The sequence below is a fragment of the Paenibacillus sp. FSL R7-0272 genome, assembly GCF_037969905.1.
Lineage (GTDB): Bacteria > Bacillota > Bacilli > Paenibacillales > Paenibacillaceae > Paenibacillus > Paenibacillus polysaccharolyticus.
This window is the reverse complement of record NZ_CP150221.1, coordinates 1,406,556-1,425,852: the sequence shown is the minus strand read 5'-3', so window position 1 is coordinate 1,425,852 and position 19,297 is coordinate 1,406,556. Positions and strand designations below refer to the sequence as shown.

The window sequence follows — 19,297 nt, the reverse complement described above, 5'->3', positions numbered from 1 at the left end:
TAAAACATGATTTTAATTCATCCTCACCTGCGGGCTCAGCGTAATTTCGAACGCGCGTCCCCAGATGAAATCAGGGTTATTGTATTCCAGAAGTGCACCGTTATACGTGGCATACGTGAGTTGGTCGTCACAGATTTGGCGAATGGCCGGGTTGCCTTGTCCAAAGGCAGGTTTGCTTGCCAGTTCAGCGGTGTGTGTCTGCATGAGATCGCGTAACAAGCTTTGCAGATGAGCGTAGTCTTCTTCCGAATTAAACAGCACCATATTCTGATCCGCCAGTGTTGCCACATTGGTATACAGGGCATGCGCACGCGAATAGGTGCGAACATCGGCAATGGCTACCGCTTTGTAGCTGTAGTCCTTCAGGAAACGTTTGAACAATAGTGAGCCGTGTGCATTCATGGCATCTCGCAACTTATGTTTATGCTTTTCCGTAGTGATCAGCGCAAATCTTGATTGTGCCATGCCAACCGCAAGACCAATTTTGTTTCCCGGTGTATTCCAGGCACTGTATCCAAGTACACGTCCGGTATATGGACTATTGAGCAACGCTTCAGCCACATCGACGTTCGCAGGCCCTTTACCTACAAAATCGATCAGGATCGAAGGCAACCCCTGCTCCCCATTCGTTGCCAAACGCTCCACCGCCTCCTGCACCTGATCAAGTGCTGTAATGGCGATGATCTCCATATCCACTGCGGAATCTGCCCCATCCTCAATCATAACACCGCCGACGATATCGACGTGGTGGACAACGTTTTGGTGTACATCCATATATTCATAGGTGTTGATGATCGTCGAGCCGTGTGGCCCGTAATACTTCACCCCATATTTTGTTTTAGCCCCACCTCTGAACAGCTGATTCGCCATCCGTGCGACCAAAGCATGTCCCAATCCATCGGCATCCGGCAAAATAATCGCACGATCCGGGTTCTGTCCATCCGTACCGCCAAGCCATTCGTTAATCCGCGCTTCGACATACTTGATCTCGTTGATCTGAACCCCTTGGGTATTTGCATCATCCACACCAACGGCAAGGAAATCAATATATCCTGTACGAGCCAGTTGATCCAGAATGTAACGGTTCGTTTTAAACTTGTGCTGTCTTGTATTGTAGTATTTCTGTTTATCGAAATATGTGGTTCCCCCATACTCTACTCCATCTGGAGAAACGTTATATCCTTGAATAATATCTTCAAATTCCGTGAAGGTTTGGCGTGGTTGTTGCATCAGAGAGCGAGATTCATTATACGCATCCAGTGCCAATCCATCTGCAAACGAAGTCGTTGCCAGCCGCATAATGGTATCCATCACAAACAGCGGTTTGCGCGGGTACTTCGTTTTAATGATTCGAATGACGTCCAGCAAATGAGTCGTATGCTCGTCATATGACGGATACGTTCCGCCGCCGTTTTCGCGAAGCTGACGGCTGCCGATCAATCCACCGTAAGCGAGCATATCCGTTGAAATGATGAAACCGTCTGCCTTCGCTGCATGTTTGACAATGAAATCATAGATGTTGGACGGATTCCCGTAAATGGGCGTCGAAGTGCCCATTAGCGTTGTGCCGTCGCTCGTCTTCTTCGTATCCAAACGGTTCTTGATATCTTTCAGGTTGGGTGTAACGATGTGAAGACCGGCTGCTTTACCTTGTACAATTACGTCATCCAGATTCGCCGGACGATCATCGAGTGGTACATACAATACTGTTTTCATATCATGTAGCCTCCTGTTTTTTGATATTCTTCAATACCCGATCAGGGCAAGGGCGCAATCACCGAAATGAAAAAAAACCAGCATTTGCTGGCCTGACTTTCGTACGGGATCTACTTTTCTGTTTCTTGCACGTCGTATAGACTTTGTACACTGTACACTACACGTTGCTCCCTTGCTTCTGATCCGATAATATCATCTTACCTTCTTTTCTCCCTCATACAGACGGTATTGCGGATGAATTACGCCGATTTCTCGTTGGTTTTCTGCGAGAAAATGGAAATGACGAAAAAGCACCTGCCGCTTGGACAAGTGCTTGATTTAATGAACGTTAATTTTGAGTAATGGATCTTTCTAAGGTTTACTAGATACATATAGATTGTATAGAATGTGATTTGTTCGTTATACTTCCTACGCAATAATATAACGGAAGTTCTCCCAAATTTCAGGCATAGGTTCCTCATGTTTGGCATGGTGATAGAAGCTGAACGGAAATTTGAAAATATGCCCGCCATACCAGTCACGGCAGCGCCGATCCGTCAACCAGTACTCCAATTCATGCGGAAGAGCACGTGACCGCTCAGCTTGTTCTAATGGTAACATGTCCACAGGGGATTGCAGCGTGGCTGCCTCCGGCGTCAGATCGATATCACGGCTCAAGCGCAAGGCCTTGACCATTTTGAGAAAAGGCGGAATGCCTTTATAAAAAAGAGCCTGATATCCCAGCTCATAAAGCATGTTCAGCGCATGACCGTAGGTAAGCATATGTCCAATCAGATCATGATGGGCTTCCGCTTGATAAATCGTACGAAACGCACCAAGTTCCTCCAGAATGAACTGAGACAACTGAATCGGATGCAGTATCTCAGGAAAATTGTCATTCTCGTTCAGCTGCATATGGCGAATCTCTTTCACCGTTGTATTCACCCAGGATCTGCCTGGAATCGTGCGTTTAAATGATTCTATTAATTGAGCAATCTGCTCAATCTCTTCTACGGTGCCCCATCCTTCCAGTTCACGAATGGCTTTGAGACTAATCGCTCCATAGATCACTTGGTGTCCTACCCAGTGCAACTCGCCAATCGTGTGCTCCAGTGCGTCTGCAATACGCGCTTCGGCTTCTTCTAACGGCATACGTTCACTTGGTGAAGCCGTATGACTGATATATGTCCCATGCTGGCGAAGCATCGCTTTCGCTTCCGCGGTAACACTGCCAGCGGCAAGGGCCGTGAGACGATTTTCCCTTACCCAAAAGTAAGCCGCAATTGCCCCTGCCCCATAATGGGCATGCCATAGATCACCGGTGCGTTCCCGACTGGAGGCAATTGTCGCTAGTCCCTCTTCCAACAAACGTCGATCCAAGTGTGCCATCCCCCTTCAAGTTATGGAAGCTTCGCTACAAGCCGGACTACTCCTGATTCCAATAAAATAAAGCGTTTACTTCTATAACATGATGGAGTTCAGATACTTATTCCCCTTTTGCGCTATATCTGATCTAAAGATATTTTATACGGACACTCCAGTGGCGGAATATCCTGGAGAGTCGCTGCCGTCTCCCTCGAATTGAAGCTTGCCCACTTGATGGATCGTAGCTTCTAACGGGAAAATCTGTGCCTTTTGATTAGAGAAAAACCATACTCGTTCCTTCCTCACCACAATAAACAAACCGTTTCGATCACCTACAGGAGAAAACGTGTCACTTCCTTCGCCCCAGCGGGATAATCCTGTTTTCTCCAGTTCGTGCACTGTGGCTGGCACATCCTCCGAAACCAGCCCGATTTCACACACCTTCAAAATATCTTCCACCGAAAATGCGCGCTCTTGCTCGTTGTTTTTCCTGTGATGAGCAATCAGCTCCACAATGTTCCCAGCCGGATCTTCAAAATATAGTGAGTGGGAGTCCCAGTTGTTAGAGTAAGTTTCATCCCGCTCTCCATCTGTGCTTAGCCTCACTCGTGACGCCGCCCACTGCTTGGCTTCCTGAAACTGATTCGTCGGGATCATCCAGGCAAAATGATAGAACGGCGCTCGGCCCTTTCCCTCTACTTGGGATGCAGTGTTCCAATGTTTGAATATCATTTTGGTACTTCCGGCCTGCAAAGTGAAGGCTTCCTCCACAGGATTAATCTCGGATACCCTCATGCCCAGCGTAACTCCATAGAAATGATGCAGTTCCTCCAGCTTTACGCTATAAAACAGTACTTCCTCTATGATCATATGCTTCTCCCATGCATTTTCTCCCATTCACTCCACGGCACCAAACCAAGCTCTGGCTTCGCTTCGTCCGGCAGCACGGCAATGAATTCCAGCGAGTGACCATCCGGATCGGCAAAGTAAACAGAAACCGCTGGCATCCAGCCAAAAACATATGGCTCTCCAATGTCATCATCCAGAAAATTACGGGTGGCGATGCCCTTGTTTTCAAGGTATTCAACGGCATGTTTCATATCTTCCAGGGATACTTGAAAAGCAAAGTGCTGACGTTGCACCTGCGCGGGATCTTTCTCCCACAACCCTAGCATGGCATGGCGCTCGCCGCCAATCCAGTAAAATAAGTATCCGCGTTCCGGGTTTTCACTAGCAAGAGGTAATCCAAGTACCTTCTCGTAGAAATGATGTGATCTTTGAAGATCTGTAACATTCAGATGGGTTTCATATAAACCTTTAATCATGCTGTATTCCCTCCTTCTATTTCGTTAAAATGATGAATTTTATTAATTGAAATGATGCCCTAATTGTCAGCCTGGATTACTCTACAGTGTGCTCCTTGCCGCCGTTAACGTCTGAGCCAGATTCAGAAAAGATCCGAGTACACGCTGCACCCGTTCCTCAATATCCTGACTTCCTTCGTATTCCTCATATCCGTCAAACGTCGCTTCAAATCGTCTGCGCTGCGCACCACCAATGGAAATCCATTCTGGAGCATTAATTCCGTGCAGATTACGTACCATGGTTTGCATTTGGGTAAGTGAGCTTACCCCAACCGCTCCTCCCGCGGAGCTGATCGACAGAACGGGTTTGCCGCTGAAATGAGCCTGACTTAGATGATCCAGCGCATTTTTAAGCACACCGCTTATGCTACCGTGGTACTCCGGTGTAGAAAGAATGATGGCATCCGCCGCAAGCATCAAGGTATTCAATGCTGCCAGGTTCTCGTCAGTCTCTTGCTTTTCATCCGGAGCATAGAATGGCAGTGGTTTTTCATACAGATTAAACAAGCTCGCTTCGTGTCCTTGTCCTTGAATGATCTCTACGGCATATTCACCCAGACGTGTGCTCGTTGCATTTCTTCGGTTGCTGCCTGCCAATATCACAATATTCATTACAATCACTCTCCTGATCGCTGTTATTATTGTCATCCATGCTCTTGCTTCTCGACTTTGGTTATCCTTATTTTACCTTGATGTAGGTCGGCATTCGTCAGCTAATGGACTTAACTTCAGCACAAAAAAACTCAACCTTTCGGTTGAGTTCATACGACTTTAGTCTGAATTTTGTCTGAATTTGGCGACTACAATGATAGCCTGCAACTCATTACAGTTCCCAGCCATTCCGAACAGCATGAAGCGCTGCCTGAGTACGGTCTGCAAGCCCCAGTTTATCCAGTAGATGACTGACATGTGTTTTGACTGTTTTCTCGGTAATCACAAGCCGAACCGCAATCTCTTTATTGCTCAGCCCTTGAGCGATCAGCCCCAGCACTTCGCGTTCACGGCGAGTGAGTGCATTTAGACCTTCATCGGACGGAGGACTCGATGGATTAGAGTTCCATGAATGACTTGAATGACTTGAATAACCTGGTTCATCTAACTTACTCGGATTACTCCGTTCACTTGGTCCACTCGTTTGGTGTACAGTCTGGTTCGAACCTTGGAAAAGCGTTTCCTCTTGAGAGTTGTCCTCCACTCGACTTGCTTCTGACAGCATATCCATCGACGCCATGACGTGCATCAATTGACTTGCAGCCGCCGGATGTAATTCGACCTGACCGGAATGCACATTACGGATCGCAACGGCTAAATCCTCAGGCTCGATATCTTTGAGCAGATAGCCCTTTACGCCTGCACGAACGGCAGGAACGACATGATCCTGATCCGAGAACGAAGTTAGCACGATGATCCGTGTATGTGGCAGCAGATTACGCAAACGCCTGGCTGTTTCAATACCGTCCATGACAGGCATATGAAGATCCATCAGAATAACATCCGGCTCCAGGTCCTGCGCTTGCTCCAAGGCTTCTTGCCCGTTCGATGCTTCACCGATAACCTTCATATCCTCCTGCGTTTTCAGAAAAACATGTAGTCCCCGTCTGACCATGACATGATCGTCGGCAAGTAATATTCTAATCGGCATCTTTGCCTGCCTCCTGACTCTATTCCGATTCATACGGAAGTGGTATAACTGCCGTCACGGTTGTTCCTTTACGCGAAGAACTCCATATATTGAGCTTGCCTCCGAGTGATTGCGCACGCTCTCTCATAATCGACAATCCGAGTGAACTTTCCGATGATGGCATCCGTCGCTTGGCACCGCCCTTCCCCCGATCGGAGATCGTGAGCTTCGCTTCACGTTCACTGAATTCAAGCTGTATGCATGCCGAGGATACCCCTGCGTGCTTCCGAATATTGTTCAGCGCCTCCTGACCAATACGCCACAAGCCTTCTTCAATAAAACGTGGTATGGAGCGCATCCCCTTACGATCAGCGATAACTTGAAGCCCCTGTTTTGCACCGTACTCCTGAAGCGCGCTTACCAATCCGGCCTCCAAACCTGATGGACGAAGTTGCATAATCAACGCTCGCATCTCCTTGAGCGCTTCCTGGGACAAAGCTCGTATATCTCTCATCACTTCTGCTGCCGGATGCACCGGTTCCGAACCGGAGAGCATACTCTCTGCACCTTTCGCCGTCAGCGATAGGGAGAATAAAATCTGATTCACCGAATCATGCAAATCCCGAGCAAGCCGATTCCGCTCTTCAAGCCTCGCCAGTTCGCGCCGATGATCTGCCAGCTTCAAGCTCTCACGTGAAGCAATGATATGTTCTGCCAGAGCCTCAAGGACTTCCTTGTCTGCCCGGATCAGATCAAGGGATCGTGATTCAGTACCAACGATCAGCACTCCCGGTTCCTCTGGTGCATGATATGGAAGAGGTACACCAACTCCTGATGCAAATTCACCCCATTGAAATTCAAGCCTGAATTGGCCGAATATTTCAGCAAGTTCATCTGCGGATAGGATGGCGGCACGATAGTGATCCACGATCCGATCCATAAGGCGTGTCCCTTCCAAGGAAAGGGGATCTGGCGTGTCCGTCCATACCTCACCATGAGCATACATTGCATGTATATGAAATGTGCTATTCGTTTGTTGTACAAGCGCAGCGAACGGCCAATCAAAATGCTTGCCAAGTAACCTTACTACGGTGTCAGGCAATGCATTCGACTCGGTACACTCATTGATCGCAAGACTCAATGCTGTACCGAAATCTCCGAGCCGGGCATAAAGTTCTGCCCGTCGTTGCTCCGCACGATACAATCGCATTCGCTCCATTGCACTGCCAATCTGATAGGCTACCGCCTGCAAAAGTGCGAGTTCGCTATCGCTGAAAACCTCTTTACCTGGCGCTGCCACATTGAGCAGTCCCAACATTCGTTCACCCGAGCGCAGTGGGACTGTAGCATGGTGTGTAATATCCTGTGTGTCTCCCCACTTAAACTCCACAGCATCTTCAAGACGTTTGCAGTTAATGATATTAACCGCATGCTGCAGCCTTCCATCCCTGAAACGATTGATACACCAGCACGTTCCCGTTCTCATGGGCTCTTTATCGTTTCGAATTAAAGCTGGCGGCAGGTTATAGTCTGATACACAGGCATACTCTCCGCGTTCATCGATGAGAAAAAGCCATCCCGCCGTGAGTCCGGTTAGCTCAAGTAATTTGCCAACCACCGTATCCAGCATCAGACTAAGGTCATTGGAGGTGTTTAACGTTTCCGCGATGGTTTTCAGTGTCACCATTTCCTGCATTCCAGCCTCTTCCGGCATTGGCACTCCCCCTCAGATGCTCCGTCTGTGATTTTGTCCAAACCATTGTAACCAATCCTTCGAGGATATGAAAGCTTCAACTTTTTGCCTAATGCTCAGCCAAACTTCTTCCGTTCTTTTCTTGTGCATGACAGAGGTTCCATATTCATCAGCCCACGGTCAGACAAAGCCAGCGCCAATTTGTAAAATGCACGGGTACGAATCTTGGTATAGGTATCCTTGCTCACAGGCGGATCAAAAACATGGTTGTATATTTTATAGTCAAAGACATCATCGTCCTTCATATAGCGCTCGTTTACTAATACCCGTTCTTTCTCACTGAGCCGAGATACGATATGATCAATGGTATCGCAGTAAGCCTGACGCGCACGCTGGACATCCACATTAAAGATTGCTGTTTTCGCGGTAGAATCTCCTGTGACATTGGTAGCCCCATGAAAACGTTCCGTATAACTTGCAGTCACCTGCACCTCACGTTCTTCAAAAGCAATCGTTTTATAAATCCGATACTTCTCCAATACAGCCTCGACAGCTGCCTGCGTTTTCCGACGATCCAATTCCGGTAATATCAATTCCATATTTGTCATCGTTGCCATAGTCATTCTCCTCCTAATGTTAATTCACTCTATATTTCATTCCATTTTGACGACTCATACTGATATTTCTGCTCATCCCCATCTTCTAGCGAAGACTGTCTCCCACATAGAATTGTTCCGATTTTTCAAAACATAACGTTTTTTATTTTTTTCTTCCGTTGCCTTTTGGAAATGGCTCCCTGTTTACATTATGTTCGTACTTTGTTCGTATTTCTATTAGAGGATACCACTTTCTGGAGAAAAGAGTAAACCTTCATTTTGGGTCATTTAGACGATAAAATAAAACCTTCGCTCTCATTTTCTATACCTTTTGGCATAATTGTTTCATATCTCTTTACCTAATGGTATATATACGATATAGTACAGATAATTACTGAACTCGTATAAGTCATTTGTTTTTATGAAGAAGTCTATGGCTCTGGGAATGATTCCACGTTGGCAGGCGCACAGACGAAGTGCAGGAGGCGGAATCAATTCTGGAGAAGCGGAGCGCTCGCCTTTATCCCCGGATTTCTCCCTTTAAGGAGAAATGATAGGAAATCCGGGGATAACAGCGATCGAAAGAATGATCCGCTTTCGGAACGGGCAAGTTTGCAGAACGTCACATGAGCAGAACGAACTTCTTTATAATCACAAGCACTTATGACGAGTCGAAGGAGATGCATGAGTTGTGGAGCACGCTTTTGGTCCTTATATGAAACAACTGCGAGAGCAGCAGGGATTCAGCATCAACCAGCTCGCCGAAGCGGCTGGAATAAGCAATTCACAGATTTCACGGATTGAAAATGGTGTGCGCGGGGTGCCTAAACCAGCAACGATCCGAAAAATTGCCGACGCACTCGCCGTACCTTACTCAGACATGATGAAACAGGCAGGTTATATGGAGACAGGCCTTGAAGCGAACCCTCAGGAAGTACCGGAATGGGCGACGTACAAGGATCGCCGGGATTTTAAAAAAATGCTGGAGGATGACGACGATCTGATGTTCGACGGAATTCCATTGGATGAAGAGGACAAGAAACGGATCAAAGACGTGCTGACTGGTTTGTTCTGGGAAGCCAAACAGATGAATAAACGGAAAAAGCCAGGCGAATCGGATCAACGCCCATGAAACCAGGACGCGAGTTCAAACTTATTGAAACTGCAGGTGAGATCATATGGATGACATCGTAACCAAGCTGATTCGCAAACACCGAACCAACTGTCCGTTCAGCATTGCCCGTGCTGTAGGAATACAGATTCGTTTTACGAATCTGGGCAAGTCTACGAAAGGGCTGTATTTCCGTAAACTTCGTCGCAGATTTATTGTGATTCACAATGACTTGCCCCCTGAATGGCAGCGATTTGTATGTGCACATGAACTGGGGCATGACAGACTGCACAAAGGAATTAACCGTTTCTTCCTTGAGGAGCATTCCTACTTCGCTCCAGGCAAATTGGAGAGACAAGCCAATCTTTTTGCCATTCAACTATTGACGGCTGGAGTCACACCGGAACCGGAAGAATCTCTTGAGAAATTTTGCTTACGTACCGGACTGCCGCGTGATGCGCAGCATTTTTTTTACAGTAATTAAGAACATACGTTCTTTATCATGTAGTGTTGAACCCATTTTCCAGACAGAATCAGATGTCACTTTCAGGTTACTTATTTTTACGCAAATCACGAGATTTCCTCAACATAGTCTGTTAAAATACTACATGAGCTGTATAAACGCTCTAATAGATTACTATTTTGGGAGGTTTCGGATTCATGAAAAACTGGAAAAACGTTGTTTCACTTCTGCTAACGGTTTGTTTACTGTTTGGCAGTGTAGGCATTGCGGCAGCAGCAACGGATTCTGCTCCAGGCACAGGTAAACATATCACTATCCTACATACCAATGACATGCATGCTCGAGCAGTGGAACAATCACCTGCTATGGGTTTTGCCAAAGTCGCAGGCATCGTTGATAAATATCGCAGCGAAAATCCAAACACCCTCTTGCTGGATGCAGGCGATGCGGTACACGGTACCACATTTGCAACTCTTGTTAGAGGCGAGAGTATTGTGCAGGTCATGAACGAAATAGGCTATCAGGCGATGGTGCCAGGTAACCATGAATTCAACTATGGCTCGGAACGTCTCATAGAGCTAGCGAAGATGATGAAATTCCCCATGCTCAGTGCAAACGTAAAGAAAAAAGACGGAACTCGTATCTTCGAACCGTACCTTATCAAAGAAGTTGATGGTGTGAAGATCGGGATTATCGCATTGACCACGCCAGAAACGATGTACAAAACGAATCCGAAAAACGTAGAAGGTTTGCAAATTACTGACCCTTCTGCAGAAGCAAAAGTTCTCGTGAATGAAATTCGCAGCAAAGTCGATGTTGTTGTAGTTCTCGGACACCTTGGACAAGATGTTTCCAGTACGGATACAAGCTTCAAAGTCGTTAAAGAGGTGCCAGGCATCGATGTGTTCATCGATGGACATAGCCATACCGTATTGAAAAACGGACTTGTATCTGATCATGGAACTTTGATTGCAAGTGCAGGTGAATATACCAATTATGTAGGTGTCATTGACCTGTGGGTAGACGGCGGCAAAGTTTCGAAGAAAACAGCAACATTAGTGGATGAAACCGGGGCCAAAGACATTAAACCCAATGGGAATGTTGCAGCACTCGTAAGTTCCATTCAGAAAAAACAAGAACCGATCCTGAAAGAAGAAGTAGCAAATACCGCTGTTCTACTCGACGGCAAACGTGAACAAGTACGTGCTGGCGAGACCAATCTAGGAGACTTGCTGGCTGATGCAATCCGTGATGTCAGCAAAGCCGATATCGCTTTGACTAACGGCGGAGGTATTCGTTCTTCTATTGAAAAGGGCATCGTAACTAAAGGTGATGTCATTACCGTTCTTCCCTTTGGCAACCAAGTCGTTACCCTTGATGTAAAAGGCTCTGATGTACTCGCAGCCCTGGAGAACGGTGTAGGTTCCTACCCGGAACCAAGTGGTGGATTCCCGCAAGTATCCGGAATTACATTCAAAATTGACGCCGCTGCTGCAAAAGGTAGCCGTGTTCATACAGTAATGGTCGGTGATAAAGCTCTTGATCCAGCCGCGACCTACACCCTTGCAACCAATGACTTCACAGCTGTCGGCGGTGATGAGTACACGATGTTCGCCAAGTATCCAACAACCGGTATGTACGGTGCACTGGATGAGGCATTGATCAACTACATGCAAAAACTCGGCGCAGTCGATATTAAAACCGACGGCCGCATAAGTGAAGGCAAGAAAGCCGCTGTAGAACCAGAAGCACCGGGTACTGAGGCTCCGGCCCCTGTTCCAGCACCAACACCAACCAAGCCTCAACCAGAAAAACCAAAGCCGGAGAAACCGGTCAAACCAGCACCGGGGAAACCAGCTCCAGCCCCTGCTAAATTGCATATCGTAAAATCAGGCGAGTCTCTGTATTCGATCTCCAAACAATATGGTACAACATGGCAGACACTTCAACAGATCAACAAAATCAAAAACCCACACTGGATTTATCCAGGTCAAACATTGAAGTTGCCTGCTGCTTCTTAATCTGCACCATTCCGAATAAACGACGAAAGGGAGTCCTTACCCAGATCACTGGCTAAGGACTCCCTTTCGTTTTCTATTTCAAAAATAAATCTCTTGCATGCCGCTTTCGGCTTCAAAGTTGATGTCTACCCCCTGCTGAACTAGAACATATATGCCTGTAATATCCGTATTTATGCGATTTACGGCGCGGATGATGCACAACCACGCTTCCGCTAGTTTTGCATACTTATACCGGTATCACTTCGAATAGCCAAGCCTAACGTGTCTTTATGAGCAAAAGCACAATTAACCTGAATTTTATTTTCCAGATATAGTCACTTGGTACGATTATTTTCTGTGATTAGACATTCTTTCTACTTCTAGAGTCCCGTTTTCCAAGGAACCTCTAGCTTATTCAGCTAAAAATAAAGATCGACACAATATTCAGTCCTATTATATAGGCAAATGTTATCTATCACATATGACATGTATTTTCATCGCTACATATGCTAAGTCCTGCTTAATCTCGGCGCATTTGCTCTTTCACGTAATTCACAGCTTCCTGTGCCGTTATACTGATTCGCTTCGTCTCGCCTGAATCAGCAAGCATATGAGAGCCCAGTTCTACCTGCGCTTCGGCCGCTCCTCTGCCTACAACAATGTGTACAGGTAGCCCGATTAACTCGGCATCCTTGAATTTCACACCCGGCCGTTCATCCCGATCATCCACGAGCACACGGAATCCACAATCCATTAGATGTTGCTCCAACTCAAGAGCTAGCTTCTGTTGATGCTCGTCTTTCCAGCTTACCGGGATAAGATGCACATCATAAGGCGCTACAGATGCAGGCCACTGAATGCCCTCTTCCGTCGCGTACTGTTCAGCAATAGCTGCCATCAAACGAGATACCCCGATACCGTAACATCCCATTACAGGTGCACACTGACGGCCATTGCGATCCAGGAAAGAAGCTCCCATGGCATCGCTGTACTTTGTACCCAGCTTGAATATGTGCCCTACTTCAATACCTTTGGTGAACACAAGTGGTTCACCACATGATACGCAACAATCCCCTGCAGTGGCAAAACGAATACGCTCGACTTGATCCAGCGCAAAATCCATGCCTGGACGAACACCTGATAGATGCATGCCAGCCTCATTCGCTCCGGTCACTGCATGTTTCATGGTAGCCACATCAGCGTCTACCACCATACGTAACCCAAGCCCCACTGGTCCAAGATAACCGACGGTGAGATTGGAATGCGCGGCGATAGTTGCATCGTCAGCCAGCTCCAATTCCTCTGCGCCAAGCACCTGTTTCAAGGCAATATCGTTCAGTTCATGATCCCCACGGACAAGGGCAGCAACAAGCTGACCATCCGCCAGATAAAGCAATGTTTTGATCATATCTTCGGCCTTCTGATCAAGGAAAGAGCATAATTCTGCGATGGTTCGAACACCTGGTGTCTCAATCCGTAACACTTCCGTGTGCTCATTAGCTTTTGGTTCATTCGTAAGGATAGCAGGTTCTACGGATTGAAACGCCGCCTTCTCCAGATTCGCAGCATAACCACATGTTTTACACGTCACAATGGTATCCTCTCCTACATCAGCCAGAGCCATGAACTCATGTGTCTCACCTTGTCCACCAATGGTTCCCGCATCTGCCTCAACTCGAAGAAAGTCCAGGCCACAGCGTTCCAGAATGCGGCAATATGCTGTATTCATTGCCTGATAGGTTCGATCCAGTTCCTCCCAATCCGAAGCAAATGAATAGGCATCCTTCATGATAAATTCTCGGCCACGTAACAAACCAAAACGTGGACGGCGCTCATCCCGGAACTTGGTTCCGATCTGATACAAGGTAAAGGGAAGCTTACGGTAAGAATTGACCTCGTCACGAGCTAAGGCCGTAACTACCTCCTCATGGGTTGGTCCAAGCGCAAACTCTCTCATGTGCCGGTCCTTCAGACGCATCAACTCTGGACCATATTGCGTGTATCTGCCGGATTCCTCCCACAACTCTGCTGGTTGCATAATGGGTAACAATACTTCCTGGCACCCGGCACGATCCATCTCTTCCCGAACGATTCGCTCGACGTTCAGAAGCACACGTCGCCCGAGTGGTAAATAACTGTATATTCCCGCGGCCACTTGACGAATCATACCCGAGCGCAGTAGCAAGCGGTGTCCCGTTGCATCAGCCTCAGCTGGTGCTTCACGTAACGTTGGAACAAGCATTTCACTTTGACGCATCTTGAATACACTCCTTTTATTGATCAGATAGGTAGGCACTACGCACATGAAATCTCGAACAGCAAAAAGACGCATTCGTCAAGGGACGAATGCGTCGTGGTACCACCCTTATTTAACTGCATACAGTCGTTTCATATCTCGCGCGCTAACATACAGTCCTTTGGGGCATAACGGACCCTTCCGGCGAAGGTTGCAACCTGTTATGAAACAGACATTCCCCTTGGCAGCTAACGAGGTAGGAATTGCGCAGCAGCAACAGGAATGTTACAGCAATCCATTCCCTCTCTGTTGAAGCAAGCTTACGTGATTATGTCCTCGGTAAACGCTATTTTTCATTTTTGATCACATTAGAACATTTAGACGAACTTGTCAATCAATACAATTAAATGAAGGGGTCACTCGAAACCCTTATGCCAAGCTACTTCAGGCGAAATCCATAACAATGGCTGACACAGCCCCAGGTTCACTGTAGAATAGAGATTAACATTTTACGGATCTAACGTACGGATCCCTGAATGGAAATTTGTATCTTTCATAAAGGAGTTTATCTTATGTCCTATATTATATATGATCTTGAATTTACAGTAAGTCGCAATACACGCTACTCCTCTGAAATTATCGATATCGGTGCTGTCAAAGTGAGTGAGAACCCGGATACAGGCCTTACAGTCACGGACACCTTTCATACGTATGTTCGTCCATCTAACAAATCCGTCCTGTCTACCGACACCGTTCAGTTCACAGGAATCACACAGAAAGACATCGATGCAGCCCCTCTTTTCCCGGCAGCACTGCGTCAATTCATCGATTGGATGGGCAATGAGCCTTATTATATGTGTTCCTGGGGACCAGATGACCGCAACAAATTCATCTCCCATTGCAGAACACATCATTTGGATGTGGCCTGGATTACCAATCATAATGATTTACAGCAACAATGGTCGCGGGCCATGCACAAAGAAGGAAAGTTTCGGCAACTCGGACTTGCCCAGGCTCTTGAACTCTGTGGAATTGAATTTGACGGTACACAACACCGCGCTTTGGATGATGCCATTAATACGGCTAAAGTGTTTATGCACCAGTTCGACAAGTTCAAATTAGAAAATAATTGCGCAGCGGATGATGAAGGCGTTGCTTCCAAAGTGGTTTACTCCAGTGCTGTGGATGATGAGGAAAAGGAATCACCGTTTGGCAATCTTGCCAATCTTTTTAAAGCCAAGGAGTAAGACGGTATCCAGACGTTAAACCTGTAATCTGAAGTTCATTTTGGATTGTACACTTGCCGCCAGCGCTCCAAATGTTCTTGCATCAGGTTACGACAATGTTCCGGTTCCAAGATCTCAGCCTCTGGCCCGTATCTGGATATCCACACGAAAAATCCCTCAGCATCACTCACTACAGTTTCAAACAATAGGGTACCTTCAGGCTCTCTGGTCAGAACGGGGCGCACAAAAAAGCGTTCCTGCATCACGCGGTCCACAACTAGGGAAGAAAATCGAATTTTAACCACGGTCTCTTCTGTACTTCCTCTCGTGATCCAGGCAGTACGGAAATAAGACTGGATTAAATAATCATTTTTGCGGAAGGTACGTGGAATAATTCGTAAATCGTATAGCCGGTTTACCTGAAACGTTCTCATTCTCTCGGAGAGATGGCAATAAGCTAACAGATCAAATTGATATTCCCGAGGAATCAGGCAATATGGATCAAAGCGAATCATCTCCATTTCTCCCTGAGACTGATATTTCCCTTCCATGCTGTTTTGTGAAATTCCTGCTTGAAGCAACAAAAGGAGTGAATCACTCGATTCATCATCGTCCATATTTTGACAGACGATTCCTCCTTCTTTAAACATTCCTCTGACCTGCTCAGCCCATTCCACTCGCTCGGTTCTGTTCTTCTGGCTTGAAGCTACTACTTTCTCGTAGGCACTCTCAAATGCAGGCTTTAATAGCGGACGAATATCTTCCATAACGTCTGCAAGCTGTATGAAAGCTTGGGCTTCCTCGTCAGACCAATTTAGCGGATACATGGCAAAATGGCTGATAAACATGTACCCTCTTCCGTGTCCCATATTGGCGATCGGAATATGCATTGCGCTGAGGGCCTCCATGTCACGGTATATCGTCCTTTCCGTTGTCTCGCACCTCTCCGCAAGCTCCCGAGCCAGAATGCCCGGCTTGGCTTGTACCAGCGTAATAATGCGCATTAATCGGATTAGTCGGTCTGTCATTTGGCCAGGCCCTCCATGATGTTGTTTCAAATAGTATGATACAGCTCCATCCTCGACTGATATAGTATGGATATATACATTCGACTTGTTGTTTAACTTCACCTTCAAAACTTATGTAAACTGGTTCTCTCTGTGCGGTCATCACTTGACTACGTTTTCATTGATCTAACAATGTTCTTTCACATTTTGGCGATTGGCAGTAAACGTAATACCATAATGATAACGAAGCTTCTCAACAATCTCCGCTTCTGTTAAATAATCCAGATCCTGTTTGCGTGCAGCTTCGATTAACAGTGCATCGGCATGACGGCGCAACATGTCGCTACCTTCCTGGGTACGGCCTCGTTCATAAGCACGTAGAGCCTGTTTAAGCAAGGGTACGGTTTCGTTCAATTTAATCGTTTTCTCTACTTTCGGGTCTTCAGGCTGTCTTAGCATCCCCAGGTGACTTGTATACTGAATATAGAGTTGTTCCCGACGAAGAAGCACACGCTGACTTTGCTTTAACTTGCGGGTACTCCAATAGGCAGAACATATCGCTGCTTTTCCTGATAGATGCGGTCCTAAGGCAAATTCCAGCAAAATCTGTTTACTTTCTCCCTTGAGTACATCACCAAGTCGCAGTACCCAACCAATATCTGTTTCTTTCGATCGGCATCCATAAATGCCTTTAAGCTGAACGCCATATTCCGGTTTGAGCAAAAGCTCTAAATCTCTCGACATAATTTTGGGTGCTATTTTCCTAAGTCTTTTGGCAGGGGCTCCGTAACGCCACTCTACCATCATATATACGGGATCGGCTCCCCCTGTCGGTATGGCCTCTTTATTCCACGAATAAGATACTTCAAAGACTGAGTTCACTGGTAGTCTCTCCCCCGATTTATGTGTATTATCTTCTAAGTTAGCAGGGTGAATGGACACTATATTGTCACGGAACATATGTTCTCATTAATTTTTTCCATTATATTAGTTTTATTCCCCTTGATCCGCCTAGAAGCGACAATAAACGACGAAAAAGCTTGGCTATTAGCCAAGCTTTTCACACCCTTCTCTATGACAAGTCCCAACTTAAACAGCTGGATGATTATGCTCCATTTTGTGCATGTACTGTGCACTGTCCGTTTGATTAACCGGTGCATAAGTTACACTGTCAATAATCAGTTTGCGTCCGACTGGCTCGCCATTTAAAGTAATCATGATTGTTTTCGTTGACGCGCTCTGGTTTGATACGTACATATTATTCTACTCCTTCATTATTAACGATCTTATTCAAAATCGAAATATATTAATTTTAAGCATTATATTGCATATTTGTGAACAGGATATACCCGGAGCGGAAGTAAATCTTTGTGTTTGCTCTGTCCGGGGTACTGCTATTCTTGTATTACCCTCTGATTTTTAAAATAAAACATTTGTTTTCACCAAACATTCGGGTAATAAAACGTAATCCTCTTGAACCCAACTCCAGGTTTTTGACGTATAATGAAAGAGCGAGAATTCAACAAATGACGACGAATTCAGCTCTGAATCGATCCTACCGAAGAGAGAGGTGTTAATCATGCCAAAATCCATTCAGGGATATTTCATTCGGGTGTTTATCTCCACATGTATTCTATTTACAGTCATACTCGGTTCTACTGCAAATGCAGCGAGTGCGAATATATTCTCGGATATCTATAATGGTTGGGAGCGCGTGTCGGAACTACCTGGGGAAGTGAACGCATTACAGGAGAGTTACAAGCAAACCCTGGAGCAACTAAATCAAACCTCCGCCCAGCTCGGACAAGCCCAGGCGAATGTCGAAGCATTCAAAGCACAAAATGATCAACTCCTGGCTCAGAACCAGAAACTGACCGAAATGGTCAGCAAACTTCAAACCGAACAGGATGCCAGAACAGCCACCGCACAGCGAATTCAAACGATGGTGATCACCATTGTTGCTCTCATATTAGGTTACTTCCTTCTGATTCGCGTGATGCGCTGGGGAATGCGCCGGCGATCTGGCCGACTATAAAAGAACAGGAGTTACTGCATGCATATACATCTGAACCATGCTGAAGCTGGCGGAGTCGGACAAGTGGTTACATTTTCACTGATTCAGGATGACCGTCTTCATATTCTGCATCCGCAGCAAATCGTTGCTTTTCGCGGTGCCAGCAGCAACAGACAAGATAAATTCATGAATATCTCGGGTATGTATCGCAAAAAAAAGCTGATTAAATCAGAAATTACTGGACCATGCCAATTTGTAGCCGCCCTTCCACCGGGATTCACCATGAAAGAAGTGCAGCTTACGGAGAACAGTGATTTGCTTTATGATTTTCGCCACTTGTTCTTCTATTCCGAAGGTGTCACGATGCAGACCAAAATTCAGAAGATCAAAAACATGCTGATTACCCGGGATGCGGTGAAAATGAAATTCTCGGGCAAAGGAACCATTGGTTTGCTCACACAGGGTCAGGTATGCCAACAAGAACTTCACCCCACCGCCCCACTCTATGTAGATGCTGGAAGCGTCATTGCTTACCCTGAAAATGCCCATCTGGAACTAACCGTATATGGAAACAACCTGGCCAGTCAGCATATGAACTATCATTGGAAAATGACAGGACACGGTCCGGTGCTTTTTCAAGCTGGACGCGAAAACTACAGACTGCAACAGGACGTCAATGATGAAGGTTTATTCAAACGTATATTAAAAGAAGTCATCCCCTTCGGCAACGTCATTATTAAGTAATTTTGGGATTTTAAAAAATGTGCCGATCCGGTAAATGATATGGTATACTGTACCCGGACAATTAAAGAAGAAAATCCATGCCTATGGCATGGGAGAGGTTCGCGAACTCCCTCTACAAGACTTGACCTATGTAAGGTCGCTACAGTCTTGCGTACCGCTTTC

18 protein-coding genes are annotated in these 19,297 nt (G+C 46.3%); 6 read left to right on the top strand and 12 right to left on the bottom strand.

Features of this window, described 5'->3' with window-relative positions; translation table 11 throughout:
- Positions 1–12 precede the first annotated feature (12 nt).
- The 8 genes from MKY23_RS06080 to MKY23_RS06045 all read right to left on the bottom strand — a co-directional run bounded on the left by MKY23_RS06080 (position 13) and on the right by MKY23_RS06045 (position 8,337).
- The gene (locus tag MKY23_RS06080) at positions 13–1,716 is read right to left on the bottom strand and encodes a DUF4127 family protein (RefSeq protein ID WP_339836306.1); all 1,704 of its coding nucleotides are present in this window, start codon (positions 1,714–1,716) and stop codon (positions 13–15) included.
- 408 nt (positions 1,717–2,124) lie between these two features.
- A complete protein-coding gene (locus MKY23_RS06075; RefSeq protein WP_339836303.1) occupies positions 2,125–3,075 on the bottom strand; it encodes a hypothetical protein in 951 nt (316 codons plus the stop codon).
- Between the two features lie 144 nt (positions 3,076–3,219).
- On the bottom strand, positions 3,220–3,930 hold the full coding sequence (locus MKY23_RS06070; RefSeq protein ID WP_154982686.1) for a ring-cleaving dioxygenase: 711 nt from the start codon (positions 3,928–3,930) through the stop codon (positions 3,220–3,222).
- Entirely contained in the window at positions 3,927–4,385 is a 459-nt protein-coding gene (locus tag MKY23_RS06065; RefSeq protein WP_221787775.1) for a VOC family protein, read from the bottom strand. Before MKY23_RS06065 ends, MKY23_RS06070 begins: the two co-directional genes overlap by 4 nt.
- Before the next feature lie 81 nt (positions 4,386–4,466).
- Positions 4,467–5,036 (bottom strand): NADPH-dependent FMN reductase, encoded by a 570-nt coding sequence (locus MKY23_RS06060; RefSeq protein WP_339836299.1) that lies wholly within the window; start codon positions 5,034–5,036, stop codon positions 4,467–4,469.
- Between the two features lie 211 nt (positions 5,037–5,247).
- A complete protein-coding gene (locus tag MKY23_RS06055) occupies positions 5,248–6,066 on the bottom strand; it encodes a response regulator transcription factor (RefSeq protein ID WP_339836296.1) in 819 nt (272 codons plus the stop codon).
- A 19-nt stretch (positions 6,067–6,085) separates the two neighbouring features.
- On the bottom strand, positions 6,086–7,759 hold the full coding sequence (locus tag MKY23_RS06050; RefSeq protein ID WP_090918363.1) for a GAF domain-containing sensor histidine kinase: 1,674 nt from the start codon (positions 7,757–7,759) through the stop codon (positions 6,086–6,088).
- 95 nt (positions 7,760–7,854) lie between these two features.
- Positions 7,855–8,337 (bottom strand): ArpU family phage packaging/lysis transcriptional regulator, encoded by a 483-nt coding sequence (locus MKY23_RS06045; RefSeq protein WP_339839269.1) that lies wholly within the window; start codon positions 8,335–8,337, stop codon positions 7,855–7,857.
- A gap of 688 nt (positions 8,338–9,025) precedes the next feature.
- On the opposite strand from MKY23_RS06045, the gene MKY23_RS06040 reads away from it, so the two are divergent.
- The 3 genes from MKY23_RS06040 to MKY23_RS06030 all read left to right on the top strand — a co-directional run bounded on the left by MKY23_RS06040 (position 9,026) and on the right by MKY23_RS06030 (position 11,929).
- Positions 9,026–9,466, top strand: a complete 441-nt coding sequence (locus tag MKY23_RS06040) for a transcriptional regulator (RefSeq protein ID WP_261771610.1) — start codon at positions 9,026–9,028, stop codon at positions 9,464–9,466.
- A 46-nt stretch (positions 9,467–9,512) separates the two neighbouring features.
- Complete coding sequence (locus MKY23_RS06035; protein WP_090918365.1) at positions 9,513–9,929, top strand: ImmA/IrrE family metallo-endopeptidase; 417 nt, start codon at positions 9,513–9,515, stop codon at positions 9,927–9,929.
- Positions 9,930–10,105: 176 nt separating this feature from the next.
- Positions 10,106–11,929, top strand: coding sequence for a 5'-nucleotidase C-terminal domain-containing protein (locus MKY23_RS06030; RefSeq protein WP_336120920.1), 1,824 nt, complete (start codon positions 10,106–10,108; stop codon positions 11,927–11,929).
- 499 nt (positions 11,930–12,428) lie between these two features.
- On the opposite strand, the gene MKY23_RS06025 is transcribed toward MKY23_RS06030, so the two are convergent.
- A complete protein-coding gene (locus tag MKY23_RS06025) occupies positions 12,429–14,165 on the bottom strand; it encodes a proline--tRNA ligase (RefSeq protein WP_339836289.1) in 1,737 nt (578 codons plus the stop codon).
- Positions 14,166–14,716: 551 nt separating this feature from the next.
- On the opposite strand from MKY23_RS06025, the gene MKY23_RS06020 reads away from it, so the two are divergent.
- Positions 14,717–15,391, top strand: a complete 675-nt coding sequence (locus tag MKY23_RS06020; RefSeq protein WP_090918371.1) for a 3'-5' exonuclease — start codon at positions 14,717–14,719, stop codon at positions 15,389–15,391.
- A 35-nt stretch (positions 15,392–15,426) separates the two neighbouring features.
- On the opposite strand, the gene MKY23_RS06015 is transcribed toward MKY23_RS06020, so the two are convergent.
- The 3 genes from MKY23_RS06015 to MKY23_RS06005 form a co-directional block, all read right to left on the bottom strand.
- Complete coding sequence (locus MKY23_RS06015; RefSeq protein ID WP_154982681.1) at positions 15,427–16,398, bottom strand: WYL domain-containing protein; 972 nt, start codon at positions 16,396–16,398, stop codon at positions 15,427–15,429.
- Positions 16,399–16,563: 165 nt separating this feature from the next.
- Entirely contained in the window at positions 16,564–17,259 is a 696-nt protein-coding gene (locus MKY23_RS06010) for a hypothetical protein (protein ID WP_154982680.1), read from the bottom strand.
- A gap of 207 nt (positions 17,260–17,466) precedes the next feature.
- On the bottom strand, positions 17,467–17,634 hold the full coding sequence (locus MKY23_RS06005; RefSeq protein WP_167375691.1) for a hypothetical protein: 168 nt from the start codon (positions 17,632–17,634) through the stop codon (positions 17,467–17,469).
- Between the two features lie 322 nt (positions 17,635–17,956).
- Here MKY23_RS06005 and MKY23_RS06000 point away from each other — a divergent pair, with 322 nt between their 5' ends.
- Complete coding sequence (locus MKY23_RS06000; protein WP_090918378.1) at positions 17,957–18,412, top strand: hypothetical protein; 456 nt, start codon at positions 17,957–17,959, stop codon at positions 18,410–18,412.
- Between the two features lie 18 nt (positions 18,413–18,430).
- Positions 18,431–19,135 (top strand): AIM24 family protein, encoded by a 705-nt coding sequence (locus MKY23_RS05995; protein ID WP_090918381.1) that lies wholly within the window; start codon positions 18,431–18,433, stop codon positions 19,133–19,135.
- Positions 19,136–19,297 lie beyond the last annotated feature (162 nt).